The organism is Mycobacterium sp. IDUB_1 (assembly GCF_055419625.1).
The window spans coordinates 165,864-191,553 of sequence record NZ_JBVAYA010000002.1; the positions used below are offsets into that span (position 1 = coordinate 165,864).

Consider the following 25,690-nt stretch of genomic DNA (forward strand, 5'->3'; position numbering starts at 1 on the left):
TACCTGCACAGATCGTCACGAGCCGCGGGGTGAACGCCAGGTGAATGCCGCCTGCTATTCGCAGGATGTGTCCGCGGCGTTGGTCACGGTCAGGTCCTCGGGCAGCGCGCTGGCGGTGTTCTTGGACCCGCGCAGTACGTGCACCTTGACGGTGGCGCCGCTGGGAATCGGCGCGCCGACAGACGAGTAGTCCTTGCCCAGGACGACCTGTACGACGTCGCCGAGTCCGCTGGATCGCTCGATCGTCGGGTCGGGGAACGACGATGCCACGGTCGCAGCCGCCTCCTCGTTACCGGGGGAGAAGAACACGGTGGTGTGGTCGAGCGGGCCGGGATAGTCGTCGGGATCGGTGATGACGAAGCCGTGGGTCCGCAGCGCGTCCGCGGCGTCGGAGGCCAGACCGGTTTCGGAGGTCGAGTTCGACACCCGCACGGTCACGTCGGCGGGGTTGGTCGCCACGGCCTCGACGACCTCGCCATCCGTCGGCGCCGGCGCTGCGGGTGCGCCGTTGGTCGGCGACGCTGGAGCGCCGGGGACCGGGGTGTTGTCGGCGTTGCGTTCCTCGGGCAGCGGGTCGTCGTTGATGATGGCGTCGAACAACGCGCGCATGTCATCGGTGCGGGGGATCTCGTTGCCGTACTCGTCGGGGTAGCCGACCGTCGGCACGGTGACGAACGTGATCCGGCCCGCGTTGACGCCCTGCACGGACTGACCGAGGTCGACCAGGTCCTTGGTGTCGAGGTTGTCGACGTAACTGTCGTTGATGAACATGTTCACGACGTTGTTGAGCTTCGACAAGGAGAAGAACGTGTCCTTGGAGATCAGCGACCGCAGCAACGACGACAGGAACCGCTGCTGGCGTTTGATGCGCCCGTAGTCACCGTTGGTCTCGGTGGTCACCTGCCGGGCTCGCACGTAGTTCAGGGCCGTGTGCCCGTCGACGACTTGGCGGCCCGCGGTGGCCAGCACCGTGCCCAGCTCGTAGTCCTCGATCGGCGTCGAACTGCACACCTCGACACCGCCGAGCGCGTCGACCATCTTGGAGAAGCCGGCGAAGTCGACGGCCATGAACCGGTTGACGTGCAGACCCGACAGCTTCTGGATGACCTTCACCAGGCATTTGGGTCCGCCGACGGCGAATGCGGAGTTCAGCTTGTATTCGGTGTACGCCTCTTCGGGACCCCAGGATTCGGTGTCCTCGTCGTAGATCGGCCCGTACTGGCGGGTCTCGGGATTCCAGACCTCGCACTTCATCGGTTCGATCTTCAGGTCGCGGGGGAAGGACACCGCGACCACGCGCTTACGGTTCGCCGGGATGTTGACCAGCATCACCGTGTCCGAGCGGGCCCCGGCAGCGTCTTCGGTGGTGCCTGCGCCCATCTCGCTGTTGTCGCCGATGCGCGTGTCGGTGCCGACGATCAGGAAATTCTCGTCGCCGAACTGCGCATTGGGGTCGACGATGTCGCGGGAGTCCGGGTCGAGCGCCGAGACCCGGTTGAGCAGGTTGTTCTTGGACGACTGCCACTGCCAGGCGCCGCCCGTCAGCACCAGGGCCAGCACCGCGACCAGCGCTGCGACGACCCGCCCGGCGATGACGCTGCGGTTGTGCCGTGGCCGGTCTGCCGTCGGGTCCTCGGGCGCCGCCGCCGGTGTGGCCGTCAGGTTCGGCAGCTCCGAGGGCCTGGGGTCCAGGGCGGGCAGGATCGTGGTGTCGAACTCGTCGGCGGGGTAGGGCTCGGGTTCGAGTTCCGGCTCCGGCTCGGGTTCCGGCTCGGCCTCTGGCTCGGCGCGGTGGCGGCGGGTGGGCTCCGGGATCGGCGCGTCTTCGCCGTGGATCTTGGCGATCAGGTCGGCGACGGTGATCGGCGCGGATTCGTCGTCCCGGCGAGGGGTCGCGGTGTCCTCGTCAGCGGGATCGGTTCCGCGCTCCCACGGCGCGGCGCCTGGTGCGGGCCGCGACGATCGGGTAAGCCATTCGTTGTCGCGGTCGGGATCGTCGGAATCCGGGCGGCCGGGAGTGGCGTGATCACCGTCACTCATCGTCTACCGGCCTTTCAGCTCCCACTGCTCCGCGGGCGTCTCGATGGCGGCGACACACACCTCGGGTGAGCGCCATCCCCAACTCAATACACACTGGTCCCGCCCCCGTGTTCGGGGCCGGGCACATTGGCATCTCATCGTACTGAGACATCCTGAGAGAGAGCTAGCCGACGGAGGGCGTCAGCCGACGATCGATATCCACTCGAGACACATGTCAAGCAGCCGGTCAGCCGCCTGAATGCATCACGTCGGCGCCGATGGGGACCGCGCAGTCGTCGGGATCGTCGAGCCAGTTCTGCGGCAGTGACACCGATGCCGCCGACCCCTGGCGCCCGCGCGGGCCATTTGCGGCGGCGGGGAAGGGCACGTCGGGATCGAGCTCGCCGAGCAGGTCGTCCAGCTCGGCGATGGTCTTGACCAGCGCCAACGACCGGCGCAGGTCGGCTCCCGCGGGGAACCCGTGCAGATACCACGCCACGTGTTTGCGCATGTCGCGCATCCCTTTGTCCTCTCCGAAGTGCGCAGCGAGCAGCTCGCCGTGTCGACGAATGATCGACGCCACCTCGCCCAGGGTGGGCGGGGTCGCCGGTGTCTCGTCGTTGAAGGCGGCGGACAACTCGGCGAACAGCCATGGCCGCCCCAGGCAGCCCCGGCCGATCACGACACCGTCGCAGCCTGTCGCGGCCATCATGGCCAGCGCGTCACGAGCGTCGAAGATATCACCGTTTCCGAGCACCGGAATACCGGTGACGTGCGCTTTGAGCGCGGTGATCTGTTCCCAGTCGGCGGTCCCGGAGTAGCGCTGCGCGGCTGTGCGGGCGTGCAGCGCGACGGCTGCAGCGCCCTCCTCGGCGGCGATCCGCCCGGCATCGAGGTGGGTGTGGTGCTCGTCGTCGATGCCGATGCGGAACTTGACGGTGACGGGAACGTCGGTGCCTTCGGTGGCTTTGACCGCGGCTGCGACGATCTGACCGAACAGCCGCCGCTTGTAGGGCAGGGCGGCGCCGCCGCCGCGGCGGGTCACCTTGGGGACCGGGCAGCCGAAGTTCATGTCGATGTGGTCGGCGAGGTTCTCGTCGACGATCATCTTGGCCGCGGCATAGGTGTTGACCGGGTCGACGGTGTAGAGCTGCAGCGACCGCGGCGATTCCGCGGGCGCGAATGTGGTCATGTGCATCGTGACCGGATGCCGCTCGACGAGCGCGCGGGCGGTCACCATCTCGCAGACGTACAGTCCGCTGACGGTGCCGGCGCGGGCGAGCTCGAGTTCTCGGCAGAGCGTCCGGAAGGCGACGTTGGTCACCCCAGCCATCGGGGCGAGGACGACCGGGCTGCGAAGGTCGAACGGCCCGATCCGCAGGGACCGGGCCGCTCGGGACGAGTTGGGTGCTACGACGTCGATGATCCCACCAGCTGAGCCTTGGCGGCCTTCTTCTCCGCCATCTGACGCAGCCGCTCCTCGCGACGCTGTTTGGCGACCTCGAACTTGTCGACGGCCTCCTGCAGTTCCTCGACGAGAAGGCCGAGATCGTCACGCATCTTGGCGCTCTCGCCGTTGAAGTCCTCACGCTCGAAGATGCGCCACTTCTTGAGCACCGGCATCACGATGTCCTCGAGGTGGATACGCGGGTCGTAGACACCGCCGGAGGCAATGGTGACCGCGCGCCGGCGGAAGTCGGGGATCGTGTATCCGGGCATCTTGAAGTTGCGCAGCACCTTGTGCAGCGACTTCATCGCCTGGTCGGGGGCGATCTCGAAGCCGGCTTCGGAGACGTCGCGGTAGAAGATCATGTGCAGGTTCTCGTCGGCGGAGACGCGCTGCAGCAGCTGATCGGCGATCGGGTCGTCGCAGGCCTTGCCGGTGTTGCGGTGCGAGACGCGGGTGGCGAGCTCCTGGAACGTCACGTAGATGACCGAGTCGAACAGGCTCTCGGCGAACAGCTCGAGACCGCCCTGCTGGTTCTGGCCGGGGGAGAAGCCGCGGGTCATCTGCTCGACGCGCAGCATCTCCAGCTCGACGGGGTCGACGTTGCGGGTGACGACGAGGTAGTCGCGCAGCGCGATGCCGTGCCGGTTCTCCTCAGCGGTCCACCGGTTGACCCAGAAGCCCCACGGCCCGTCCATGCTGAAGTTCATCGCGATCTCGCGGTGATAAGACGGCAGGTTGTCCTCGGTGAGCAGGTTCGTCAGCATCGCGACCCGCGCCACTTCGGAGAGCTTCGACTGTTCGATGTCCCAGTCCTGGCCGCCGAGGGCGTAGTAGTTCTTGCCGTCGGACCACGGGATGAAGTCGTGGGGGTTCCAGTCCTTCTTCATCTTCATGTGCCGGTTGACCAGGGGCTCGACGACGGGCTCCAGTTCGGTCAGCAGCTGCAGATCTGTCAGATCCTTGGCCATGACACCTCCGATTATCTGTACCTCGTAGTTGCACTCAATATATCTGTGTACGCCGGTGACATTCAAGTCGCCGCGCCGGAGCTCACACGCGCAGCGATTCAGCGCGTGGCGGCCTGCAGCAGCAGCTCCGCGCAATGGTCGATGAACTGCTCCCGCGTGGCGGAGAGACGGCCGTCCAGGTACGCGGTGAACAGAGCAGTGAGTGCCCCGATCAGCCCGGTGGCAACCATCGCCTGGGTGGTCGGGTCCGTGATGCGGGTCAGGTTCTGCTGCAGCAGCTCGATGAAGTTCGGCATCCACCGCGCTCCCGAGCGGGCCAGCACCGGCTCGGCTTCCGGGGCGAGCAGCAGGACGCGGCCCCGCGCCGGATCGTCGACCATCATCGCGACGAATCGCTCGACCGCGTCCCGCATGCTCTCCGATTTCGCCAGCGTCGCCATCGCCGCGCTGCCGACCTCGTCGTACACCGCGGCGACGTAGTCGTCCCGATCGGTGAAGCTCTCGTAGAAGTAGCGCTCGGTCAGTCCCGCGGCGCGGCATGCAGCCCGCACCGTGAGGTTCGGACCGCCCGGGCTGCCCAGCAGCTCGATGCCGGCGGCGATCAGATCGTCGCGGCGCAGCGCGGGGCGCTCCCGTACGGGAACGCCCGACCATCTGCCCCGCCGTTGACCGGACGACACGGTCCTCCTAGACTCCGTTTTGACAACGCATGTAGTCAGAATTGGGGTAGCGCGAACAGTGACTCAAGATACGTCCGCCACTTGCCCGGTGACCAGCGAGTCCGCTGCCGACACACCGGTCGCCACCGGCTGCCCGGTCACCGGCGGCTACGACGACCTGCCTGCAGCACTGGGCCCCGACTCGCTGACGTGGAAGTACTTCGGGCAGTGGACGGGCATGCTGCAGGGCCCGTGGGCGGGCTCCATGCAGAACATGCATCCGCAGCTCGGCGCCGCGGTGGCGCAGCACTCGATCTTCTTCCTCGAGCGCATGCCCCGGCTGTTCCGGTCGGTGTACCCCATCGGCGGGGTGGTCTTCGACGGAGACCGGGCGCCGCGCACCGGGGCGGAGGTCCGCGATTACCACATCGGCATCAAGGGCGTCGACGAGCAGGGCCGGCGGTACAGCGCGCTGAACCCTGACGTCTTCTACTGGGCGCACGCCACGTTCTTCAAGTCCACGCTGCTGGCGGCCGAATGGGTCGGCGGCGGACTGACCGACGCGCAGAAGCGTCAGCTCTTCGACGAGCACGTCACCTGGTACCGGATGTACGGCATGAGCATGCGGCCGGTGCCCGCAAGCTGGGAGGACTTCGAGCGGTACTGGGACCACATGTGCCGCAACGTGTTGGAGGACAACTGGGCTTCCCGCGAGGTGATGGACCTCTCGACGATGCCCAAGCACCCGTCGCTCGACTGGCTGCCGGACGGGCTGTGGCGGCTCAACATCGCCGTGATGCAGCGGTTCTTCAACTTCGCGACGGTCGGCCTCTACGACCCGCCGGTGCGCGAGTTGATGGGGTACTCGTGGTCGCCCCGGCAGGAGCGGCTGCACAGACTCTTCGGTCGCGCGGTCTACCTGAGCACCCGGCTGATGCCGAAGCGGATGTTGATGCACCCGCGTAAACGCTCGGCGTGGGATCGCGCGCGTGGCCGCCTGCCCGTCGACGCGCCGCTGGTGGAGACGCCGGCGCGCAACCTTCCGCCGGTCGAGTACCGCGACGACCCGCACTTCTACTGCCCGAAGGTCTGAGCGCGCGTACGTTCGACGGTGTGCTGGGCAAACTGACGGTCGCTCCGCTGCTGATGATCCTGGCGACCGGCACCGCCGGCGGTGCCGCAGCCGGACCCCCCGGCGACGCGTCGGCGCAGCGCATCGTCGTCAGCGCGCCGGAACCGGATTCGCCCGTCGGGGAGCTGACGACCTACGAGCGGGTCGACGGACGCTGGCGCGTGGTGCTGGGCCCCACGCCTGCCGATCTCGGCCGGCTCGGGGTCGGCGCCCCGGCAGACGACGTGTTCCGGACCCCGGTGGGCACGTTCCCGCTCGGGCAGGCGTTCGGGCGCAGCGAGAACCCCGGCACCCGCATGCCGTACTTCGTGGCGACCGACGAGGACTGGTGGGACGAGGACGTGGATTCGCCGACGTACAACACCCACGTACACGCCGCCGAGATCGACTCCGAGGACGCGGAAAACCTTTACGACTCCGGGGAGATCTACGACTACGCGGTGCTGATCGACCACAACCCGGAGCGTGTGCCCGGCCGCTCCGCGGGCATCTTCCTGCACGTCACCGACGGTGAGCCGACGTGGGGCTGCGTCGCGATCGGCCGTGATCAGATGCGGTCGGTACTGCAGTGGCTCGACCCCGCGCAGCACCCGGAGATCACCATCGCGGTGGGAGCGCCCGCACCGGCATGACGGCCCAGTGGGCGGGCGGGAAGCGGCCGTAGATGCCATGCGGATCGCCGGCCAGCGTCAACTGGTGTTCGTAGTCGGCGCGGGCGCGCAACCCGGCGTCACGGATGACGGCCGCCTTCTTGCGGCGGCGCATCGCGACGAGGAACACCGCGCCGGTGACGAAAATCACCGCGGGGTACCACCCCAGCCACAACCACCAGAGGGCCAGTGCGGCAGCCGACATCGTCAGCACGGGATGGCGCCGGAACCAGGGCCGCTGCGATCGTGGGGTGAGCATCGACGCCGATCCTACGAGGGGCTCGTCGCGGCCGCGTCAGGTTTGCGTCGGCGCCGTACCGGCTAGCTTGAAAAGCATGCACGCGCCGGAGGTTCTGGGCGGTCGCTACGAGCTGCGAGGCATTCTCGGCCGTGGTGGCATGGCCGAAGTGCGCGATGCCTGGGACCTGCGGCTGGGCCGTCCGGTGGCGATCAAGCTCCTGTATCCGTCGGTGAGCGAGCAGCCCGACACCCGCCGTCGATTCGCCACCGAGGCCCGCGCAGCGGCCGTCGTCGACCATCCTCACGTCGTCGCCGTGCACGACACCGGTGTCCACCGCGGCCGGCACTACATCGTTCTGGAGCGCCTGCCGGGGCGCAGCGTGGCCGATGCGCTGGCCCGCGGGGGTCCGATGCCGGCGCAGCACGTCCGGGGCATCCTCCGCGACGTCCTCGACGCGCTCGGCGCCGCGCACCGAAGCGGTGTCCTGCACCGCGACATCAAGCCGGCCAACCTGCTCTACACATGGTTCGGAACCGTGAAAGTCGCCGACTTCGGGGTGGCCAAGAGTGCAGATACGCCGCAGACGCTGACCAACCGGGTCTTCGGGACGATGGCCTACATGCCGGCGGACCGGATCGCGGGTCGGCCCGCAGTGCCCGGCGACGACCTGTACGCGCTCGGAGTCGTGGCCTACGAGGCGCTCACCGGCCGCCGGGCCTACCCCCAGGAGACGCTGACCGGGTTGGCCGATGCGATCGCAGCCGGGGCGATCACACCGCTGTCGGTGCTGCGGCCCGATCTCGATCCCGCGTTGGTGGCCACCATCGAGCGCGCGATGTCTCCGGACCCGCGGTGGCGCTTCGCGACGGCCGAGCAGATGCGGGCCTGTCTGGACGGGGCGGCGCACGCGTCGCAGCGCGTCGTGGCGCTGCTCGCGGGAGCGGCGGCAGTGCTCGCGGTGCTGGTGGCGGCGCTGGTGCTGATCGCCGGGTGACGTGGTGCCCCCACCAGGGCTCGAACCTGGGACCTGCGGATTAAAAGTCCGTAGCTCTACCGACTGAGCTATAGGGGCGTGGCGTGTGTGCCTGCAAAAGGATACTGCGGGGGTGGCCGTTTGAAGATCCGGGTGCCGGTACCCTAAGCTATCGAAGCTCCCAACGAACTTGGTTGTGAGTACCCCGGAGGAATTCGGACTTGGCCCCCATCGTCTAGTGGCCTAGGACGCCGCCCTTTCACGGCGGTAGCACGGGTTCGAATCCCGTTGGGGGTACGCGCAACGCGAGTTGGTCGGGTTGCACAAGTAAGGCCCTGTGGCGCAGTTGGTTAGCGCGCCGCCCTGTCACGGCGGAGGTCGCGGGTTCGAGTCCCGTCAGGGTCGCAATATTGCGGCGTGAGGCTGGCCCGGTCGAGAGACCGGCGCCTTCCGGCCAGGTAGCTCAGTTGGTACGAGCGTCCGCCTGAAAAGCGGAAGGTCGCCGGTTCGATCCCGGCCCTGGCCACTCAAAGTTTGTGAAGTTCAGACGACTTCACTCCCCACTTCGCCTTGACCCTGAGTCGATCCGTGCAGTGCCTATAGGGCCAACATAGGGCCAGATCTCGCGGCGGTGGAGGGTCCGACGATGGCCGACAATGATGTGGTGGTGTCGCCAGCAGCGCGGTTGACGCCCGTCGGCCGAATGCTCAGGTCAGGTCGGCAGTACAGAAACCGGCCATCAAGGGTCAATGCCGCGGCGGCGCCGGCTTTTCTCGGGATCGCCTCTCGTTCCGGACGGCCCCATCCCGGAAGGCCGACCAGAAGGAAAAGGGTCGCTCCCGCGTCCTTGACGAACGTTTCTGGGACGGTCATCTCCTCGTTGAGCGCAGTCTCCAAGACCGTCTTGGTGAGGTGCTTGAGCAACCCGTACAGGCCCTGTCAGCGCCAGGCCCTGTCCTTGTGCCAGCCGGACCAGCTCGACCGCAGCCTGCTGCTCAGCCTTCCTCTTGGTCACATCATCCCGTGTCGTCATCACGGCGACCTTTCTCGAGCATCGCTCAGCGTGTTAGGCCGAAAACATCGCTAGATCCACAGTCCTTTTTCGATCGTTCAGGTGCTTGCAGTGACGGCGCCGGGGTGACTGAAGCGTGCGGCCCTTCGGTGGATACGATGTGCGCGGCCGCGGGTTCGCTGCGGCTTTGCGGTTAGGCCATCGCCGGGAACGAGTTCGGTGACGTCGAGTGCGGCGAACGCGCCGTCGCGGCGCACGGTCGCGGTGTGGCGAACACTGGTGTGCAGCGCCGCGGCTGCTTTTCGGCGCGGAATTCACTGACAAAGCCGAGACCGATACTGGGGCCAAGATCACGCCGATGATGATGGCCTGCACGCTGTCCCAGGAAGTACGAGACAACAGCCGTGGCTGGACCGTAGTACTTCAGCCGCTCAGACGCCTGCGCGCTGGACGACCCCTGCGCGGAACTATCCAGCCAACTGAAGACCTCGTCTACCGGAGCCGCCGCGACCTGCTCGGCGGTCAGCATCGCCGGCCGCGCCGCGCCGTGGGGGGCGCCTTCGGCGTCATCCACATCGCAGCTGTCCCGAGGATCGGTTCGCGAACGCGGCTATGTAAACCAGCACGTTGTTCGTCTCCGCGCGAACTGGACCCACATCGAACGACCAGCGCGACGATGGTCCGGCGTTCACCCCGACGCGATCTGAAGGCGAAATTGTTCTCGCCAAGTTACTTTCGACTGGACCTCGCGTAACGGGCTCCGGGTCGTGGTCGTTGTGGACCGCCGGCGGCGGCTGCGCTCACTCGGAGGCGGCGGTGTCGGCGTATGCGGGCTTGGCCAGTCTGTCCGCGAGTTGGTCAAGCTGTGTCTGCAGATTCCGCCGGTCATCGGCCGTGCCCTTCGTAACGCCGTCGTCCGTTCGGCGCCGCGCATGCACCACCTTCTCGACGTATTTGTTCGCGTTATCAATCGCGGAGTCGATTGTTCTGAGGACTTCCTCGATTTCGGCAGGGCGTGCGACCGCCTCAATCTTGTCAGGGTGGTTCTCTGTTCCGATTATGGTGACTTGATGCCCGCGAACGGTCTGGAGGAAGCAATCCGTCCAGGCAAAGGGGGGTAGGGGCAGGATCTGAAGTCGAATGACAACCTCCTGGAGGGTTTCACCGACTTCGAGCATCGGCGTGCCGATTCTGGAGATGCCCCATTTCTCTGACATAGCTTGTCCTTTCTGCAGTGAAGTGTCGCCATTGGTGGTGTGCCTGGTCCGCTCGTCGTGGCCGATCGAGGGAGTCAGGTCGATGAGGCATTGAGCGCGTGTCGCATTCGTGGGCAAGATCGGCGGCGTGGGCCCATTTCGTGTCATCGTGAAGCCCCACGTGTTCGCCAACCGGCGCAGAAATCGCCAGACGCACTCAACCGTTCGGTATGGCGGCCATGGCGAACTCACGACAAAGGGTTCGCCAGCTTCCTAGCCCTGGTAATCGATGATGCGTTGCTCGCTACGGAAGTGACATCAGGAGTCGCTCGAGTTTCGTCGTCTTCTCGAGCTGTGTGATCGCGGGTTCGGGTGTCTGGATCCATCTTGTCGGCGCGCTCGAACGTCTCGTTCACTTTGTCGCGGGCCGCGTTTGCGTCGTTGCGACGTATCTCCGCTTCGTGGTGCAGGGCCGCCGCGCGGGCTGCTTTGCCGTCTGCCTCCGCTTGCGCTGCGCGGGCCTTCGCCGCGGTCTCGTCGGCGAGTGCTTCACGTTGACCCACTTTGTGAGATTCATCGGTGGCTTTGCTGCGGATGCCGGCGGCTTCGAGACGACGATGCTGGGCGTGTTTGTTTCGCGCCACCAACGCGATTGCAGAGATAAGCGCAAGTGCGACGGCCACGATGACGAAGATCAGAACGGTGGTGGTGGAAGTCATGTCGGTTCCTTGAATTGGTTGAATGGTTCGATAGTCGGGATCGCTGCCGTCGAGCAGCGCGGCATCGTGAATTCATTTGAGGCAGAGGGTGATTGATTAGTACAGGATTGATCAACGCCCCGTGATTCCGTGGTCCGGCGACCATGACGTCCGGGGAATTCCACCGTCGAGTTTTGACGTCGCGGTGGGCCGTTGCGCCCGATCAGTAGTAGTGACGTCGACCGCCCACGGCGCGTCCCATCCGCCCCATGACCATGAGCAGCAGGCCGACCACCAGGAGGATGACTCCGAGGACCAGAACAATGTGCGCGAACGCGAATGTGGGCACGAGGCTGGGCAGGAGCAACCCCAGCACGATGAGGATGATTCCGAGGACGATCATGACGTTTACCTGATTCGATGCTGTGGGTTATGGCGTCGGGGGCGGTCGTGTCACGGTTTGAAGGCGTCGACGATTTTGTCTCTTGCCTGTTTGGTATTGGCCTTGAGCTGATCGACGCCGCCCTCGGTGCGCAGCCGGTTGTTGCCGGTGGCGCGCCCGAGGTACTTCTTGGTGGCGCCCTTGGCGGCCTGGGCCCTATGGGCGAACTTTTTTCCGATGCTCATATCTGAGTCCTTTTCAGAGACGAAAAACCGTTATGGATCAACAGAATTCGAACGGTTCTGAGTGGCTACCGGCGCCCGGCCGCAGGTCCGGTCTCGGTTGGCTGTCTGTCACGCGAGAAGCGACTAAGCAAGCGAACCCTGCCCCGGGGGGTCCGCGCCGGTGGGCGGTTCGTATCCGAGTCGGTCGTTGCGTCGATCGACCGCCGTTCGACGCGATGGTCGCGTTCCTGGTTGAGAAACGTCGTTTCGCGCTGCGACCTGGCGAGTTCGTGGCGGGCGTCGCGTCCGCGGCCGGCGGTGCGGCGCGCACCCGCGAGCAACACCGAAAGGCCGAGCATCGCCACAATGCCGACCACAATGCCGAAGAGGAACAACGTCCCGGTCGAGCCGGTGACGTGATAGCCGAGCACGGAGAAGTTCTCGGTCAACGGATGCGCAGCCCCCGCGTTGGCCAGTACGCCGGTGAACCCCACGAACACCGCGACGAGCAGAACAATCAATCCAACGATGACAATCATGCTGAGGCCTCGGATCTTCGGTGTAGGCCTCCAGTCCACGCCGCATCATTGTCGCTGTCAACAGTGTGAACACACCGTTGACGTATGCCGTTAACATGTAGTGTGGACCCGCCTCGACAGGGACTCGACGACGAGGGGGAAGCTGAAAGGAACTGCGACGGCAATGACAACCTCGCCGGGAGAGCCAGCCGCAAGCACTGGCGATGGTGGACAACCCGATGCGGGCGCTCGAGACAACGATCAGCTCACCCGGTCGCTGATCTTGCAGACCGCGCTGGCGATCGTCGACCGTGACGGCGTGGACCGATTGTCCATGCGCCGCCTCAGCGAGGCATTGGGCCGAGATCCGGTGATGATCTATAGACACGTCCCCAACAAAGCCGCGGTCCTCGACGGGGTCGCCGAGATCGTCCTCGCGAAGTTATCGGTAGACACCGCGGACCCTGACTGGGCCGGTCAACTACGCAACGTCGCGCACGCTTTCCGACAGTTGGCCCTGACCCATCCCAACGTGGTGCCGCTGCTGGTGACTCGGCCGCTGGCGACCCCGCTTGGACAGCGACCGCCAGGCATGCTGCGCCCGCTCGAAGACGTTCTCGCACTGCTCATCTCCGCCGGGTTCGCGGGCGACGACGCGCTCCACATCTACCGGCTGCTGTTCGGCTTCCTCTACGGCCACATCCTCAATGAGTTACAGGAGGTCGTCGAGCGACCCGAGGAAACCGACCACGTCCTGCGTCTCGGTCTGCACCGGTTGGCGATCACCGAATTTCCGCTCGTGCGCGCCCTGGCACCCGCCCTCGCCGCCTACGACGGAACTGCCGAATTGGACCGCTTCCTCAAGCTACTTCTCGAGGGGCTCGCAGTGAATCTCATCCCGGGCGGTTAATGGATCGAGATGCCTGTGAGCCAACTCAGCCGACCCGCCAACGGTGACCGGTATGGCGACTCAGCCTGATGCATCCTCGTCATTACGGCTAACACCTGGCGGCGAGGCAATTGACGTTCGGCCTGACGGCCGCGCCCCGGGCACTCAACTCCCTAGGATCGTCCGTCGTTGGGGCCGGGTGCTGACCCGCTACGGGATCGCGCGCCTGCGCTGGCTGGACCGCCCCACCGGCAGGTCGTTCGACGGATCAACACCACCGCAATCGCCATTTGGTGTGCGGCTATCGCTTTCTGTACACCGCGATAGATGCACACTCACGACTGGTCTACAGCGAACTGCTCACCGATGAACGCAAAGACACTGCGGCAGCGTTCTGGACCCGGGCCGCCAACCACTGGTTTCACGAATGTGGCGTCAGGGTGCGAAAAGTACTCACCGACAACGGATCCTGTTTCCGATCCCATACCTTCCGCGACGCCCTCGGTGGCATCGAACATCGCCACACGCGACCCTACCGGCCGCAAACCAACGGCAAGGTAGACAGATTTCACTGCACGTTGGCTGATCCACCGCGTTCCGGAAAGGTCGACGAACACATGGCTGCCGGCGTCGACGCCTGCGGTGTCACGGGCGCGCGCGAGTGCCGGTTACCATAAATCCCCATGAACATCCGTGGTGCGGTCGTAGCGTGCGCCGCCGGTCTGGCGGTGACCCTGGTCCCAGGGCTCTCCCCGGTCGCCGCAGCGCAACCCACGCACACCGTGACGGACCTCGTCGACGCCGCGGTGCGCCGCCTGCAGATCGCCGAACCGGTCGCAGCCAACAAGTTCCACACCCGCACCGCCGTCGTCGACGCAGCGCGCGAGCAACAGGTGCTCGACAACGTCGCCGGCCAGGCGCTCGACTTCCAGATCGACCCCGCATACGTCACCACCGCGTTCCGCGATCAGCTCGACGCCACCGTCGGCATCGAGTACCAGCGGTTGGCCCAGTGGACGTTCGATCCCGCCGCGGCGCCCGCCGACGCACCCGACCTGGCCAGGTCGAGGGAGATCATCGACGCGCTCAACCGCGAGATGGTGACACTGATGGCCGAGGAGTGGCCCAAACTGCACTCGCCGCAGTGCCCTGCCGAACTCGACGCGGCGAAGTCGTCGGTGACGACAACACGCGGCCTCGACCCGCTGTACCGCCAAGCCCTCGATTTCGCGACCCGCAACTACTGCCGTTGACATGAGCGACTTCCGCCAGCGGTTGCTGGACGGTCTGGAGGCGTCGATCGCCGAGCAGGGCTACGCCAAGACCACCGTCGCGGAGATCGTACGGAGGGCCCGGACATCCCGGCGTACGTTCTACGAGCAGTTCACCAGCCGCGACGAGTGTTTCGTCGCGCTGCTGTCGGAGGCCAATGCCGATCAGATCCAGCAGATCCGCGCCGCGGTCGATCCTGCTGCGCCGTGGCAGAAGCAGGTGCGGCAAGCCATCGAGGCGTGGATCGCCTCGGCTGAGGCGCGATCGGCGTTGATGCACAGTTGGATTCGTGACGTCCCGGCGCTGGGCAGCGCCGCCCGCGGACTGCAGCGGGAGGCGTTCGACCACTTCATCGACATGGTCGACGCGCTGAGCGACAGTGCCGAATTCCGTTCGGCCGGTATCGGTCCCGTGCCCCGGCGGCGCACCATCATGCTGCTCGGCGGCCTTCGTGAACTGACCGCGATCACCGTCGAGGAGGGCGGCCGCCTCAGTCACATCACCGACGAGGCAGTAGAGGCCTCCATCGCCCTGGTGGGGCACCGGGATCAGCGCGGCGCTGCGGCCTGCTCGTAGAGCGTCGGGTCGTGGGCGCAGACGATCATCAGGTCCGGTTCGTTGCGGCGCTGCAGCTCGATGAGCCGGGAGTGGTTGTCCGCCACCTGTTTTCGATTCTCCGCGACCGCCTGCTCGAAGGCCGTCAGCGCCCGTACCCGGGGCTTTCCCTCGAGCGTCCCGGCCTGGAAGAACGCGTCCCCGGCGTGAAGTATCCAGCGGTCGCCGGCGTCGACGGCCACACACGCGTGCCCGCGGGTGTGTCCGGGCAGCGAGATGAGCACGAAGCCCGGGCCGATGTCGGTGAGCTCCCGGGCGGCCGCGAACCCCCGCCACGCTTCCCCCGTTACGTCGTACTCGACGAGATCGGGGCCGTGGGCCCACTGTTCGGCGCGGTACCGGACTCGATCGGGCGTCGCGGGTGAGCGCATCGCCTGGTCCACCTCGGTCCTGGTGACGTGGACCTTGGCGTCGGGGAAGTCGGCCAGACCGCCGATGTGGTCGGCGTCGAAATGCGTGGTGATGATGTGCCGCACGTCGCCGCGGTGGTAGCCGAGTGCCTCGACCTGGTTCACCGCTGCTTCGGCCATGTCGAAGGACGGCCGGAAGAAGTAGGGCCGGAACCGGCCGAAGCGCGCAGGTCGCCGGCAGTCCAATGTGCCGAACCCGGTGTCGACGAGCACCAACCCGCTGTCGGCCTCGACCAGCAGCACATGGCACACCAGAGTGCCTGCACCCCATGGCCGCATCGTGCCGCAATTCAGATGGTGGACCTTCACCAGTCGTCGCCCCCCGCGTCGTGACCGATGTGAATTACTCACATTGTCGGGCAACCATAGCGTGTGTGCAGGACCGCGCCCGGGGCAACGTGCCGCGGCGGCCGGTCGGGAAGCGCCGCGCTTGGGGTACTTTACCGACATGGTCCGGCCTGCCCAGACGGCGCGCAGTGAGCGCACGAGGGAGGCGCTCCGGCAGGCCGCGGCGGTGCGCTTCCTGGCTCAGGGGGTGGAGGAGACCTCGGCCGAGCAGATCGCCGCCGATGCTGGCGTCTCACTTCGGACGTTCTACCGGCACTTCTCGTCCAAGCACGATCTGCTGTTCGCCGACTACGACGCCGGACTGCACTGGTTCCGTGCGGCTCTGTCCGCGCGATCGCCGGACGAGCCCATCATCGAATCGGTGCAGTCGGCGATCTCGGCCGCTCCGTACGACGACTCCGCCGTCACCCAGATCGCGGCGATGCGGGCTCAGGACCTCGACCCCGGCCGGATCGTGCGGCACATCCGGCAGGTGGAGGCGGACTTCGCGGAGGCCATCGAAGAGCGCATGGCCGCCAAGGATCCGCAGGCACCCGGCACAGAAGAGCGCATGCGCATCACGGTGACCGCGCGGTGCATCGCCGCGGCGGTCTTCGGTGCGATGGAGGTCTGGATGTTGGGGGAGGACCGCTCTCTGCCCGAGTTGGACAGGCTGTGTCGCGAGGCGCTGGCGCTGCTGCAGACGGGGGTCGGAAACCCCGGCTGATCCATGTTTCGTCAATATTGACAAAACCTGAGGGTGCGTGTCAGCCTCAGGCGATGACGGACTTCGACGTGATCGTCGTCGGCGCGGGGCACAACGGCTTGACCGCCGCCGCACTGCTGCAACGGGCCGGCCTGCGCACGCTCTGTCTTGAAGCCAAGCTCTACGCCGGCGGTATGGCCTCGACGGTGGAGCTCTTCGATGGCTTCCGGTTCGAGATCGCCGGTTCGGTACAGGTGCCCACCTCCGCCGTCGTCAGCGAGGCGCTGGGGCTCGACTCTCTGCCCACCGTCGACCTCGACGTGATGAGCGTGCAACTGCGCGGGGTCGGCGACGACCCGGTCATCTACTACACCGATCCGATGAGGCTGCTGACCCACCTCAACGAGGTACACGGCGCCGAGGCCGTCAACGGAATGGCCGGTCTGATGGCGTGGTGTCAGGCGCCGACGCGGGCCCTGGGGCGCTTCGATGCGTCGCACTCGCCGAAAACACTGGATGAGATGTATGCCTGTGCGACAAGTGAATTCGAGCGCCAGGCGATCAGCGACATGCTGTTCGGATCGGTCAGCGACGTCCTCGACCGCCACCTGCCGGACCGGGAGAAGCACGGGGCATTGCGCGGCATGCTGGCCTTCCTGGCCGTCAACACCACCTTCCGAGGTCCCGAGACACCGGGCAGCGCTGCGGCCCTGGCGTTCGGGCTGGCGGTGCCCGACGAGAACGCCACGCTGATCAAGAAGTTCCGCGGCGGCATGGGCGCCGTCACCGAGCATCTCCTGGCGATGTTCACCGACGCAGGTGGCGAACTCCGGTTGCGGAGCAAGGTCGCCGAGGTGCTGACCGCGGACGGGCGCGCGGGCGGCGTTCGCCTGGAGGACGGCTCGACGCTCACCGCTCCCGTCGTCGTCTCCACCCTCGCCCCCGACCTGACCGTCAACGGACTCCTCGACCCCGCCGTGGTGCCCGCCGACATCAGGGAGCGATACGCCCGCATCGACCACCGCGGCAGCTATCTCCAGATGCACTTCGCGCTGGACGGACCACTCGAATTCGCAGCGCCCTACGAGGTCCTCAACGACCCCGAGTATCAATCGGCCATCGGCATTTTCAGCACCCCTGAGGAACTGCAGCGGCAGTGGGAGGACGCCAGACGTGGCGTCGTCCCTGCCGATCCGGCCATCGCACTGCAGATTCCCTCGGCCAACGACCCCACCCTGGCTCCGCCGGGCAAGCATGCGGCATCTGCGTTTTCGCTGTGGTTCCCCCTCACCGAGGAAACCGCGAGCTACGGCGACCGCAAGACCGAGATGGGCCAGCGAGTAATCGAGAAGATCACCCGGCTCGCGCCCAATTTCGAAGAGCTCATCCTGCGTCACACCACGTTCACGCCCAAACACATGGGCACGATGTTCGGCGCGCCCGGCGGGGACTACTGCCACGGCCTGATCCACCCCGAGCAGATGGGGCCGAACCGGCCGGGGCCGAAAGGTCATGTGGATCAACCGCTTCCGACCGACGGCCTGTACCTCGCCGGTGCCGGTTGCCATGGCGGGCCCGGTATCACGTTCATCCCGGGCTACAACGCCGCGCAGGAGATACTCGCCCGGCGCTGACCTAGGTGGCCGGTGCCGGCCCGCCGGACGTCGCGCCGCCTTCGTCGGACCAGTCGACGCGGTCGTCGTCGGCGCCCTTGGACGGGTCGCTCATCACGTCGTCGTCTGCCTCGTCGGCGCCGGCGTCTGTATCAGTGGTGCGGGGATCTGTGCTCACCTGCCAGGACTACCCCGGCGCGAGCATTCCATTCACTCGCGGCGCGCCTGCAGCTGCGCCATCCAATCCGCGGGGACACGTCCTCGCGGACCCGGCACCGTCTCGTCGACGGGCCGACTCTGCGGCGCCGCGAGCTCGGGTCCGTCGTAGTAGGCCTGAGACGAGTAGTCCCAGAACCAGTCTTCGCCCGGTTCGAAGGACCGGATGATCGGATGGCCGCTCGCGCGCCAGTGCGCGGATGCGTGCCGCTGCGGCGAGTCGTCACAGCAGCCGATGTGGCCGCACGCTGCACACCGTCGCAGATGCACCCACCAGCCGCCTGCGGCGTCGCACTCGACGCATCCGGTACCGCTGGGCGGCGCCGCGGGGTCGATGTCACTGCTCACAGTCGACGAGCCTACGGGCCTGCTCCGGTGATCTCGACCGAACATCAGCTTCGGTGTTCTAGGGTTCCCCCGTGGCCACCAAGGATTCGCGCGAAGTCGTGATCGAAGCAACGCCGGAACAGATCCTCGACGTCATCGCCGACGTCGAAGCGACCCCGACCTGGTCGCCGCAGTACGAGAAGGCCGAAGTGCTGGAGCGGTTCGACGACGGCAGGCCCAAACAGGTGAAGATGGTGGTCAAGGCTGCCGGGCTGACCGACGAGCAGATCGTCGAATACACCTGGAGTGACAACGAAGTCAGCTGGACGCTCGTGTCGGCGGGCCAGCTCAAGGCGCAGGACGCCAGCTACACGCTGACCCCGGACGGCGACAAGACGCGGGTGCGTTTCGACATCGCGGTCGACCTGTCGGTTCCGCTGCCCGGCTTCATCGTGAAACGCGCGATCAAAGGCGGCGTCGAGACGGCAACCGAGGGGCTGCGCAAGCAGGTGCTCAAAGTCATCAAAGGCTAGGCGAGCCGGTCGAGCGCATCGGGCTCGGCGATCGTCAGCACGGCGTCGACGATGGTCGGCTCCGCCTGCAACCTGTTCTCCAGATCTCGCAGCGTCTCGGCGATCCGCGATTCCGCGGCGTCGCCCACCAAGTCGACGCTGGCCACCAGGAACAGCTGTTTGGGTCCGACGAACACCAGCCGGATGAAGCGCACGGAAGCCACCTCCGGCATCCGCTCGATCTGGGCGATCGCGGCCTGACGCAACCGCGGGCTGGCTGATTCGCCGACGAGGAAGCGGCGGTTGCGATCGATGAGGATCACTGCGACGACGCCGAGTAGCAGGCCGACCAGGATGGAACCGATCGCATCCCAGATCGCGTTGCCGGTGAGCTGGTGCAGGCCGATGCCGGCCAACGCGATCAGGATCCCGATGAGAGCCGCGGTGTCCTCGGCGAACACCGCACGCGTGGTCGGATCCGACGTGTCGAGCACGTGGGAGAGCAACTCCCTGTCGTAAACGCTGGCTTCCGAGCGCAATTGGCGGAACGCCTGCAGCAGCGACGAACCCTCGAGGACGAATGCGACGCCGAGCACGATGTAGGCCACCAGATAGTTCTCCGGGCCTGATTCCCCATGCACGATCTCGGTGATGCCGTGCCACACCGACAACGTGCCGCCGACGACGAAGAGCCCCACCGCGGCGAGCAGCGACCAGACATAGGCCTCGCGCCCGTAACCCAGCGGCCGCTCGCCGTCCGGCGGGCGGGAACTGCGCCGGTTGGCGATGATCAGGAAGCACTGATTCGCGGTGTCGGCCCACGAGTGGGTCGCTTCGGCGGTCATCGAGGCCGATCCGGAGATGACCGCAGCGACGGTCTTGGCGATGGCGACGGCGAAGTTCGCGGCGAGTGCGACGACCACCGTGAGCGCGCTCTCCCCGCCGCCCGGTGAGTCGAGGTGGGCCTCGGTGTGGGCAGGGTCGGGCCCGGTGTCGGGCGCAGCGCTCATGGCAGCGTGCATTGCCCGCCGCGAGCGGGCACAAACGTGGCGGTCCGCGCCATATTAAGAACCGTCATAAAATTAGCTGGACAATCTCCTGCACATGTTCGGGACGGCGGTTATGCTTTGCCGCATGGCAGTCCGTGCTTCCAGCGAGGTGGTGATCGAGGCGCCGCCCGAGGTCATCCTCGACGCGTTGGCCGACATCGAGGCCGTCGCGTCCTGGTCGTCGCTGCACAAGGCCGCAGAAGTCATCGACCGTCACCCCGACGGCCGGCCCCACCACGTCAAGGCGACGGTGAAGATCATGGGGATGAGTGACAAAGAGTTGCTGGAGTACCACTGGGGCGACGACTGGGTGGTGTGGGACGCGCAGCAGACGTCGCGGCAGCGCTGCCAGCACGGCGAATACAACCTGGTGCAGGAAGGTGAGGAACGCACGCGGGTGCGCTTCGACCTGATCCTCGATCTCGCGGCGCCCTATCCGGCGTTCCTGGTCAAGCGGGCCAAGCGACTGGTCCTCGACGTCGCGCTGGAGAACCTGCGCCAGCGGGTGATGGCCGGCGCGCGCTAGGAACGCAGCGCTAGGAACGCAGCGCGCCCAGCCGGCGGATCGCCTCGTCGAGCGTCTCATCGCGTTTACAGAACGCGAACCGGACCAGCGGCTTCCAGTCGCCGGCATGGGACGCGACCGGATCGCAGAACGCCGACATCGGAATGGCCGCCACCCCCACCCGCTCGATCAGCTCGGTGCAGAACGCCCTGCCGTCGTCGAAGCCCAGCGGTCGCGGGTCGGCGGTCAGGAAGTAGGTCCCGAAGCTGTCGAACACGTCGAAGCCGATCTCGCGCAGCGCGTCGGCCAGCCGGTCACGTCGGGCCTCGAACGAGCGACACAGGGCATCCACCCACTCGTCGCCGCTGTCGAGCGCCGAGGCGACGGCGGGCTGGAACGGCGCCCCGCCCACATAGCTCAGGTACTGCTTGGCCGCCCGCAGTCCCGCGATCAGATGGCTCGGCCCGCATGCCCACCCGATCTTCCAGCCGGTGACGTTGAACATCTTGCCGGCGCTCGAGATCGTGATGGTGCGCTCTGCCATGCCCGGATAGCCGGCCAGGGGACGGTGTCTGCGGCCGTCGAAGACGAGGTGCTCGTAGACCTCGTCGGTGATCACCAGCAGGTCGGCGTCGACGGCGAGTTCGGCCAGAGCCTTCAGCTCGTCGTCACCGGCCACTGCGCCGGTCGGGTTGTGCGGCGAATTCACAATGATGGCAGCAGTTTTCGGGGTGATGGCCGCGCGCAGCGCCGCCACGTCGATGGTGAAGCGTCCGCCGTCGCGGCGCATCGGTATCGCGCGCCGATGGCATCCCGCCATCGCGATGACGGGGGAGTAGGAGTCGTAGAAGGGTTCGATCAGCAGTACCTCGGAGCCTGGTTCGACGAGACCGAGGATCGACGCGGCGATCGCCTCGGTGGCGCCGACGGTGACCAGCACCTCGGTGTCGGGGTCGTAGGAGGTTCCGTAGCGTCGCAGGCGCTGATCGGCGATGGCCTGCCGCAGTGGTGCGATCCCCAGGCCAGGCGGGTACTGGTTGTCGCCGTCGGCGATCGCCTTCTCCGCCACCGCGAGCATGTCCTCGGGCCCGGCTTCGTCGGGGAACCCCTGACCGAGGTTGACCGCCCCGAGTTCGGCGGCACGCGCCGACATCTCGGCGAAGATCGTCACCGCGTACGGGCGCAGCCGCTCAACCGTCATTCTCCCGAGGCTAGTTGCTCACCCAGCGTCTGAGTCAGTTGCCATGCGGGTCAGCGGAGTTGAGCGCCGCCTCGGCGTACTTCATGGCGTACTTCATGGCGTGCTCCGCGTGCGTGCCCGACGTGCGCCGAGATCGACGAAATGGCGAGCTCGTCTCGGCTTTATCCGCCCAAACGTCGGTTTGGGCGGAGGCGGCGTCAGAGATGACGGGGTGGGGCGATCGGTTGCTCGGGCCACGCAGCCAAGTCGCGGGCCACTGAGGCCGTGGCATCGAGAAAGCTGCGGAGCAATGCTGCGGGATTGTCCGCCGTGCGCACGGTCCGATACGGCAGCACGAACTCGCCGAGTGCGGAGTCGAAGTAGGCGCCCTCGACGCCGAGATCGGCTTCGGCGTAACCATCGGGCTGCGGATAGGCATACGAGTAGAACGCACCCTCCTCGGCGCCGCCCGGCCAGTAACCGGCGCTGGACACCTCGGCGTTGTAGGCCTCCGTCATCACCCAGTCAGGACAGTTGGGAACGCCGCCCGGGTGCGGCGGCGCCTGCCGCCCGGAGAACCGGGTGACGGCGAGATCGAAAGCGCCCCAGAAGAAGTGGACCGGGCTGGTCTTACCGGTGAAATCGGCCCGGAACTCGGTCATCACGCGATCGGCGCTGACCAGCGAGGTCCAGAAGTTGGTCATCGCGGCCGGGTCGTAGCTGGCGTGCGCGGTGTCCTCGGCGAAGGGGATGACCTCCGGGAGTTCCACCGGCGTCGGAGCGATCGGGACGTCCAGCCCCAGATCGTCGAGGTGGCGGCGAAACTCCGCATAGAAGTCGGCGACCGACCTCGGGTGCAGCGCCATGGACCGCGACGTGCCGTCGGTCAGGCGGATGTGCAGCGCATGCTCGACGAAATCGAAACTGATGTCGAACGCCTTCTGTTTCCAGCTCATCAGCGACGTGGTCAGTCCTCGCGCATCGACGTAGAGGGCCACGTTCCACCAGTGGTTCACGATCGGCGTCGCCGCCAACTTCACTTTTCCGACGATCTGGGTCCACAGATGGACCGTGTCCCGGGTGTCCTGCCAATCCGCCACCACCAGTGCCGGCCAACCCTGTGTATTCGTCATCTGACCATCATCGACGATGACGGCGGGAATGGATCCGACTCCGGGTGCGCTGTAGACCAGCATGACGATCACCCTCGGCGCGGATGCGGCGCTGCGTAAGCCCCTTCAGATCGGCGGCCTCTCCACCGAGAACCGAATCTTCATGGCGCCGTTGACCAGATCGCGCGCCGATGCCGATGGCACGCCGTCGGCGCTGGCTGCGGAGTACTACGCGCAGCGGGCGCAGGCCGGTTTGATCATCAGCGAGGCCACCGCGGTCTGCGAGCAGGCCAACGGTGCCTACCTGAACACGCCGGGCATCTACACCGACCGTCAGCAGGACCGGTGGTCGGAGATCGCGTCGGCCGTACATCGCGCGGGCGGGAAGATGTTCGTCCAGCTCTGGCACGTCGGTCGGATGGCCCATCCGGAGATCAGCGGCTTCGAAGCGGTGGCGCCGTCGCCGATCGCCGCCGACATGGTGACCCACACGCCCACCGGCAAGAAGCCGCTGCCGGTCCCGCGGGCGCTGACGGTCGACGAGATCACCTCGATCGTCGGGCAGTTCCGCTCTGCTGCTCGCCGCGCCGTGGACGCCGGTATGGACGGCGTCGAAATCCATTCCGCCAACGGCTATCTGCTGCACGAGTTTCTCTCCGATGTGGTGAACCAGCGCACCGACGCCTACGGTGGGTCTGCGCAGAACAGGGCTCGCTTCACCGCCGAGGTCGTGGAGGCCGTTGCCGACGAGATCGGCGCCGACCGCGTGGGGTTGCGGATCTCTCCGGGAAACACCGCCGGCGACATGTCGGAGATCGACCAGATCAGCGCCTACGAGGCGTTGCTGTGCCGGATCAAGTCGCTGAACATCGGTTACCTGCACCTCGTCACCCTGCCGTCCTCCGAGCCGTTCGCGGCCCTGCGGACGCAGTGGGAGGGCACCCTGGTGCTGAACACGCCGCGCACGGTCGAGACCGATTTCGCGACGCTGGAAAACCTCGCCGCGTGGGGCGTGATCAGCGCTGCCGCCGTGGGGCGTGCGTTCCTGGCGAACCCCGACCTGGTGACGCGTCTGGAGTCGGGAGCAGAGCTCAACGAGCCCGACGTCGCGACGTTCTACGCCCCCGGGCCGGCCGGCTACATCGACTACCCGACCCTGGACGAATTGGTGACGTCCCAGTCGGCGTAGGTGTGAACACGGCGGGTGAGGGAATCAGGCCGCCATGGCTACCTACCGTGTGCTCAACCCCAAGGGTGACGTCGTCGACACGAAGGACATCGAAAGCGCGGAGGACGCGCACGCCTGGTTCGTCGACCAGAAAGCGGACAACTCCGAGTTGGGGTGGCGCATGGAGGTCGAACACGACGGCGAGTGGTCCTTCTTCGACGACACCGAAGGCACCCCCGACTAACCCCCTTCCCGCGAACAGACGCGAACTCGTGCCATCTGGGCCCAGATGGCACGAGTTCGCGTCTGCTCGGCCGGGGGTGGTGACCCCTCACTCCAGGGCCCAACCAAGCGGTTGGGCGAGGCTGCTAGCATGCCGCTAGAGGAGCAGCCTCCCCGCGGCGTCCGTCATGGATGCGCCGCGGATTCCGATTTGAACAGGACCTGGAGACCACATGTCCGAAGAAGCCTTCATCTATGAGGCGATTCGTACCCCGCGCGGCAAGCAGCGCGGCGGATCGCTGAACGAGATCAAGCCCGTCAACCTCGTCGTCGGCCTGATCGACGAGATCCGCACGCGCTACCCCGACCTCGACGAGAACCTGATCAGCGACCTGATCCTCGGCGTCGTCTCCCCGGTCGGCGACCAGGGCGGCGACATCGCGCGCACTGCCGGCCTGGTGGCGGGCCTGCCGGAGACCACCGGCGGGTTCCAGCTCAACCGCTTCTGCGCCTCGGGCCTCGAGGCTGTCAACCTGGGCGCCCAGAAGGTGCGCTCTGGATGGGACGACCTGGTGTTGGCCGGCGGCGTCGAGTCGATGAGCCGCGTGCCCATGGGGTCTGACGGCGGCGCCTGGGCGGGCGATCCCGAGACCAACTACCGCATCGGCTTCGTGCCGCAGGGCATCGGTGCCGATCTGATCGCCACCATCGAGGGCTTCTCCCGCGAGGACGTCGACGCCTACGCCGCGCGGTCGCAGGAGCGTGCCGCGGCCGCGTGGTCGGGGGGCTACTTCGCTAAGTCCGTGGTTCCGGTCAAGGATCAGAACGGTCTGGTCGTGCTCGACCACGACGAGCACATGCGGCCCGGCACCACCCTGGAGAGCCTGGGCAAGCTCAAGTCCGCGTTCGAAGGGCTGGGCGCGATGGGCGGCTTCGACGATGTCGCGCTGCAGAAGTACCACTACGTCGAGAAGATCAACCATGTCCACACCGGCGGCAACAGCTCGGGCATCGTCGACGGCGCCGCGCTGGTGCTCATCGGCTCCGAGGCCGCGGGCAAGGCCCAGGGGCTGACCCCGCGGGCGCGCGTGGTCGCCACCGCCACCAGCGGAGCGGACCCCGTGATCATGCTGACCGGCCCGACGCCGGCCACCAAGAAGGTGCTCGACCGCGCGGGCCTGACGGTCGACGACATCGACCTGTTCGAGCTGAACGAGGCGTTCGCCTCGGTGGTGCTGAAGTTCCAGAAGGACCTCAACATCCCCGACGAGAAGCTGAACGTCAACGGTGGTGCCATCGCGATGGGTCACCCGCTGGGCGCCACCGGCGCCATGATCACCGGAACCATGGTCGACGAGCTCGAGCGCCGCGGCGCGCGGCGTGCACTGATCACGCTGTGCATCGGCGGCGGCATGGGCGTGGCCACCATCATCGAGCGAGTCTAG

At 66.7% G+C, this 25,690-nt stretch carries 30 protein-coding genes, 4 tRNA genes and 2 pseudogenes; 17 read left to right on the forward strand and 19 right to left on the reverse strand.

Translation table 11 applies throughout. The annotated features are described in order from the left end of the window. Positions 1-54 precede the first annotated feature (54 nt). The 4 genes from ACZYYX_RS13560 to ACZYYX_RS13575 all read right to left on the reverse strand — a co-directional run bounded on the left by ACZYYX_RS13560 (position 55) and on the right by ACZYYX_RS13575 (position 5,117). On the reverse strand, positions 55-2,040 hold the full coding sequence (locus ACZYYX_RS13560) for an LCP family protein (RefSeq protein ID WP_463815048.1): 1,986 nt from the start codon (positions 2,038-2,040) through the stop codon (positions 55-57). Positions 2,041-2,266: 226 nt separating this feature from the next. Continuing rightward, positions 2,267-3,442 (reverse strand): tRNA dihydrouridine synthase DusB, encoded by a 1,176-nt coding sequence (dusB, locus tag ACZYYX_RS13565; protein WP_463815787.1) that lies wholly within the window; start codon positions 3,440-3,442, stop codon positions 2,267-2,269. Further along, on the reverse strand, positions 3,430-4,437 hold the full coding sequence (locus ACZYYX_RS13570) for an acyl-ACP desaturase (protein ID WP_463815049.1): 1,008 nt from the start codon (positions 4,435-4,437) through the stop codon (positions 3,430-3,432). Before ACZYYX_RS13570 ends, dusB begins: the two co-directional genes overlap by 13 nt. 98 nt (positions 4,438-4,535) lie before the next feature. After that, positions 4,536-5,117 (reverse strand): TetR/AcrR family transcriptional regulator, encoded by a 582-nt coding sequence (locus tag ACZYYX_RS13575; protein WP_463815050.1) that lies wholly within the window; start codon positions 5,115-5,117, stop codon positions 4,536-4,538. A gap of 58 nt (positions 5,118-5,175) precedes the next feature. On the opposite strand from ACZYYX_RS13575, the gene ACZYYX_RS13580 reads away from it, so the two are divergent. Both ACZYYX_RS13580 and ACZYYX_RS13585 read left to right on the forward strand, forming a co-directional pair. After that, the gene (locus tag ACZYYX_RS13580) at positions 5,176-6,189 is read left to right on the forward strand and encodes an oxygenase MpaB family protein (RefSeq protein WP_463815051.1); all 1,014 of its coding nucleotides are present in this window, start codon (positions 5,176-5,178) and stop codon (positions 6,187-6,189) included. A gap of 20 nt (positions 6,190-6,209) precedes the next feature. Beyond that, entirely contained in the window at positions 6,210-6,860 is a 651-nt protein-coding gene (locus ACZYYX_RS13585; protein ID WP_463815052.1) for a L,D-transpeptidase family protein, read from the forward strand. Here the strand turns inward: ACZYYX_RS13585 and ACZYYX_RS13590 are convergent. Beyond that, positions 6,826-7,137, reverse strand: coding sequence for a DUF2510 domain-containing protein (locus ACZYYX_RS13590; RefSeq protein ID WP_463815053.1), 312 nt, complete (start codon positions 7,135-7,137; stop codon positions 6,826-6,828). The genes ACZYYX_RS13585 and ACZYYX_RS13590 overlap by 35 nt on opposite strands. Before the next feature lie 76 nt (positions 7,138-7,213). On the opposite strand from ACZYYX_RS13590, the gene ACZYYX_RS13595 reads away from it, so the two are divergent. Beyond that, positions 7,214-8,113 carry a serine/threonine-protein kinase gene (locus tag ACZYYX_RS13595; RefSeq protein ID WP_463815054.1) on the forward strand — a complete coding sequence of 300 codons (900 nt, stop codon included), beginning with the start codon at positions 7,214-7,216 and terminating at the stop codon, positions 8,111-8,113. A 2-nt stretch (positions 8,114-8,115) separates the two neighbouring features. Here ACZYYX_RS13595 and ACZYYX_RS13600 read toward each other — a convergent pair. After that, a tRNA-Lys gene (locus tag ACZYYX_RS13600) sits at positions 8,116-8,191 on the reverse strand. A 125-nt stretch (positions 8,192-8,316) separates the two neighbouring features. Between ACZYYX_RS13600 and ACZYYX_RS13605 the strand changes: the two genes are divergently transcribed. From ACZYYX_RS13605 to ACZYYX_RS13615, 3 genes are all read left to right on the forward strand, one after another. Further along, positions 8,317-8,389 (forward strand) — tRNA-Glu (locus ACZYYX_RS13605). Between the two features lie 34 nt (positions 8,390-8,423). Beyond that, positions 8,424-8,497: transfer RNA gene (locus ACZYYX_RS13610), tRNA-Asp, on the forward strand. Between the two features lie 47 nt (positions 8,498-8,544). Beyond that, a tRNA-Phe gene (locus tag ACZYYX_RS13615) sits at positions 8,545-8,618 on the forward strand. A 341-nt stretch (positions 8,619-8,959) separates the two neighbouring features. Here the strand turns inward: ACZYYX_RS13615 and ACZYYX_RS13620 are convergent. From ACZYYX_RS13620 to ACZYYX_RS13650, 7 genes and pseudogenes are all read right to left on the reverse strand, one after another. Beyond that, a pseudogene (locus tag ACZYYX_RS13620) lies at positions 8,960-9,128 on the reverse strand (IS256 family transposase); the annotation flags it as partial. 169 nt (positions 9,129-9,297) lie between these two features. After that, positions 9,298-9,678 (reverse strand): hypothetical protein, encoded by a 381-nt coding sequence (locus tag ACZYYX_RS13625; RefSeq protein WP_463815055.1) that lies wholly within the window; start codon positions 9,676-9,678, stop codon positions 9,298-9,300. 226 nt (positions 9,679-9,904) lie between these two features. Next, entirely contained in the window at positions 9,905-10,321 is a 417-nt protein-coding gene (locus tag ACZYYX_RS13630) for a hypothetical protein (RefSeq protein WP_463815056.1), read from the reverse strand. 227 nt (positions 10,322-10,548) lie between these two features. Next, positions 10,549-11,019 carry a hypothetical protein gene (locus ACZYYX_RS13635; protein ID WP_463815057.1) on the reverse strand — a complete coding sequence of 157 codons (471 nt, stop codon included), beginning with the start codon at positions 11,017-11,019 and terminating at the stop codon, positions 10,549-10,551. A gap of 202 nt (positions 11,020-11,221) precedes the next feature. Next, on the reverse strand, positions 11,222-11,401 hold the full coding sequence (locus tag ACZYYX_RS13640) for a DUF6131 family protein (protein ID WP_463815058.1): 180 nt from the start codon (positions 11,399-11,401) through the stop codon (positions 11,222-11,224). A gap of 50 nt (positions 11,402-11,451) precedes the next feature. Further along, positions 11,452-11,625 (reverse strand): CsbD family protein, encoded by a 174-nt coding sequence (locus ACZYYX_RS13645; RefSeq protein WP_463815059.1) that lies wholly within the window; start codon positions 11,623-11,625, stop codon positions 11,452-11,454. Positions 11,626-11,690: 65 nt separating this feature from the next. Next, positions 11,691-12,143 (reverse strand): hypothetical protein, encoded by a 453-nt coding sequence (locus tag ACZYYX_RS13650; protein ID WP_463815060.1) that lies wholly within the window; start codon positions 12,141-12,143, stop codon positions 11,691-11,693. 163 nt (positions 12,144-12,306) lie between these two features. On the opposite strand from ACZYYX_RS13650, the gene ACZYYX_RS13655 reads away from it, so the two are divergent. The 4 genes and pseudogenes from ACZYYX_RS13655 to ACZYYX_RS13670 all read left to right on the forward strand — a co-directional run bounded on the left by ACZYYX_RS13655 (position 12,307) and on the right by ACZYYX_RS13670 (position 14,859). Beyond that, the gene (locus tag ACZYYX_RS13655; RefSeq protein WP_463815061.1) at positions 12,307-13,032 is read left to right on the forward strand and encodes a TetR/AcrR family transcriptional regulator C-terminal domain-containing protein; all 726 of its coding nucleotides are present in this window, start codon (positions 12,307-12,309) and stop codon (positions 13,030-13,032) included. A gap of 154 nt (positions 13,033-13,186) precedes the next feature. Then, positions 13,187-13,598, forward strand: a pseudogene (locus ACZYYX_RS13660) (DDE-type integrase/transposase/recombinase); the annotation flags it as partial. A 96-nt stretch (positions 13,599-13,694) separates the two neighbouring features. Beyond that, a complete protein-coding gene (locus tag ACZYYX_RS13665) occupies positions 13,695-14,264 on the forward strand; it encodes a chorismate mutase (protein WP_463815062.1) in 570 nt (189 codons plus the stop codon). 1 nt (position 14,265) lies between these two features. Next, on the forward strand, positions 14,266-14,859 hold the full coding sequence (locus ACZYYX_RS13670; RefSeq protein WP_463815063.1) for a TetR/AcrR family transcriptional regulator: 594 nt from the start codon (positions 14,266-14,268) through the stop codon (positions 14,857-14,859). Here ACZYYX_RS13670 and ACZYYX_RS13675 read toward each other — a convergent pair. Next, positions 14,832-15,617, reverse strand: coding sequence for an MBL fold metallo-hydrolase (locus ACZYYX_RS13675; protein WP_463815064.1), 786 nt, complete (start codon positions 15,615-15,617; stop codon positions 14,832-14,834). The genes ACZYYX_RS13670 and ACZYYX_RS13675 overlap by 28 nt on opposite strands. 139 nt (positions 15,618-15,756) lie before the next feature. Here ACZYYX_RS13675 and ACZYYX_RS13680 point away from each other — a divergent pair, with 139 nt between their 5' ends. Both ACZYYX_RS13680 and ACZYYX_RS13685 read left to right on the forward strand, forming a co-directional pair. Further along, positions 15,757-16,362, forward strand: coding sequence for a TetR/AcrR family transcriptional regulator (locus ACZYYX_RS13680; protein ID WP_463815065.1), 606 nt, complete (start codon positions 15,757-15,759; stop codon positions 16,360-16,362). 53 nt (positions 16,363-16,415) lie between these two features. Then, positions 16,416-17,975 (forward strand): phytoene desaturase family protein, encoded by a 1,560-nt coding sequence (locus tag ACZYYX_RS13685; protein ID WP_463815066.1) that lies wholly within the window; start codon positions 16,416-16,418, stop codon positions 17,973-17,975. Position 17,976: 1 nt separating this feature from the next. Here ACZYYX_RS13685 and ACZYYX_RS13690 read toward each other — a convergent pair whose 3' ends face one another. Then, positions 17,977-18,132 (reverse strand): hypothetical protein, encoded by a 156-nt coding sequence (locus ACZYYX_RS13690; RefSeq protein WP_335332902.1) that lies wholly within the window; start codon positions 18,130-18,132, stop codon positions 17,977-17,979. 32 nt (positions 18,133-18,164) lie between these two features. Continuing rightward, positions 18,165-18,518, reverse strand: coding sequence for a UBP-type zinc finger domain-containing protein (locus ACZYYX_RS13695; RefSeq protein WP_463815067.1), 354 nt, complete (start codon positions 18,516-18,518; stop codon positions 18,165-18,167). Positions 18,519-18,589: 71 nt separating this feature from the next. Between ACZYYX_RS13695 and ACZYYX_RS13700 the strand changes: the two genes are divergently transcribed. Next, complete coding sequence (locus ACZYYX_RS13700) at positions 18,590-19,030, forward strand: SRPBCC family protein (RefSeq protein WP_463815068.1); 441 nt, start codon at positions 18,590-18,592, stop codon at positions 19,028-19,030. Here ACZYYX_RS13700 and ACZYYX_RS13705 read toward each other — a convergent pair. Then, positions 19,027-20,019, reverse strand: a complete 993-nt coding sequence (locus ACZYYX_RS13705) for a cation diffusion facilitator family transporter (protein WP_463815069.1) — start codon at positions 20,017-20,019, stop codon at positions 19,027-19,029. The two genes, ACZYYX_RS13700 and ACZYYX_RS13705, sit on opposite strands and share 4 nt — an antisense overlap. A gap of 124 nt (positions 20,020-20,143) precedes the next feature. Here ACZYYX_RS13705 and ACZYYX_RS13710 point away from each other — a divergent pair, with 124 nt between their 5' ends. Further along, on the forward strand, positions 20,144-20,584 hold the full coding sequence (locus ACZYYX_RS13710) for an SRPBCC family protein (RefSeq protein WP_463815070.1): 441 nt from the start codon (positions 20,144-20,146) through the stop codon (positions 20,582-20,584). Between the two features lie 10 nt (positions 20,585-20,594). On the opposite strand, the gene ACZYYX_RS13715 is transcribed toward ACZYYX_RS13710, so the two are convergent. Continuing rightward, positions 20,595-21,764 (reverse strand): pyridoxal phosphate-dependent aminotransferase, encoded by a 1,170-nt coding sequence (locus tag ACZYYX_RS13715; protein WP_463815071.1) that lies wholly within the window; start codon positions 21,762-21,764, stop codon positions 20,595-20,597. 197 nt (positions 21,765-21,961) lie between these two features. Then, entirely contained in the window at positions 21,962-22,876 is a 915-nt protein-coding gene (locus tag ACZYYX_RS13720) for a DUF5996 family protein (RefSeq protein ID WP_463815788.1), read from the reverse strand. Positions 22,877-22,937: 61 nt separating this feature from the next. Between ACZYYX_RS13720 and ACZYYX_RS13725 the strand changes: the two genes are divergently transcribed. The 3 genes from ACZYYX_RS13725 to ACZYYX_RS13735 all read left to right on the forward strand — a co-directional run bounded on the left by ACZYYX_RS13725 (position 22,938) and on the right by ACZYYX_RS13735 (position 25,690). Next, a complete protein-coding gene (locus ACZYYX_RS13725) occupies positions 22,938-24,044 on the forward strand; it encodes an alkene reductase (protein WP_463815072.1) in 1,107 nt (368 codons plus the stop codon). 34 nt (positions 24,045-24,078) lie between these two features. Then, positions 24,079-24,267 carry a hypothetical protein gene (locus ACZYYX_RS13730; protein WP_463815073.1) on the forward strand — a complete coding sequence of 63 codons (189 nt, stop codon included), beginning with the start codon at positions 24,079-24,081 and terminating at the stop codon, positions 24,265-24,267. Between the two features lie 211 nt (positions 24,268-24,478). After that, positions 24,479-25,690, forward strand: coding sequence for an acetyl-CoA C-acetyltransferase (locus ACZYYX_RS13735; protein ID WP_463815074.1), 1,212 nt, complete (start codon positions 24,479-24,481; stop codon positions 25,688-25,690).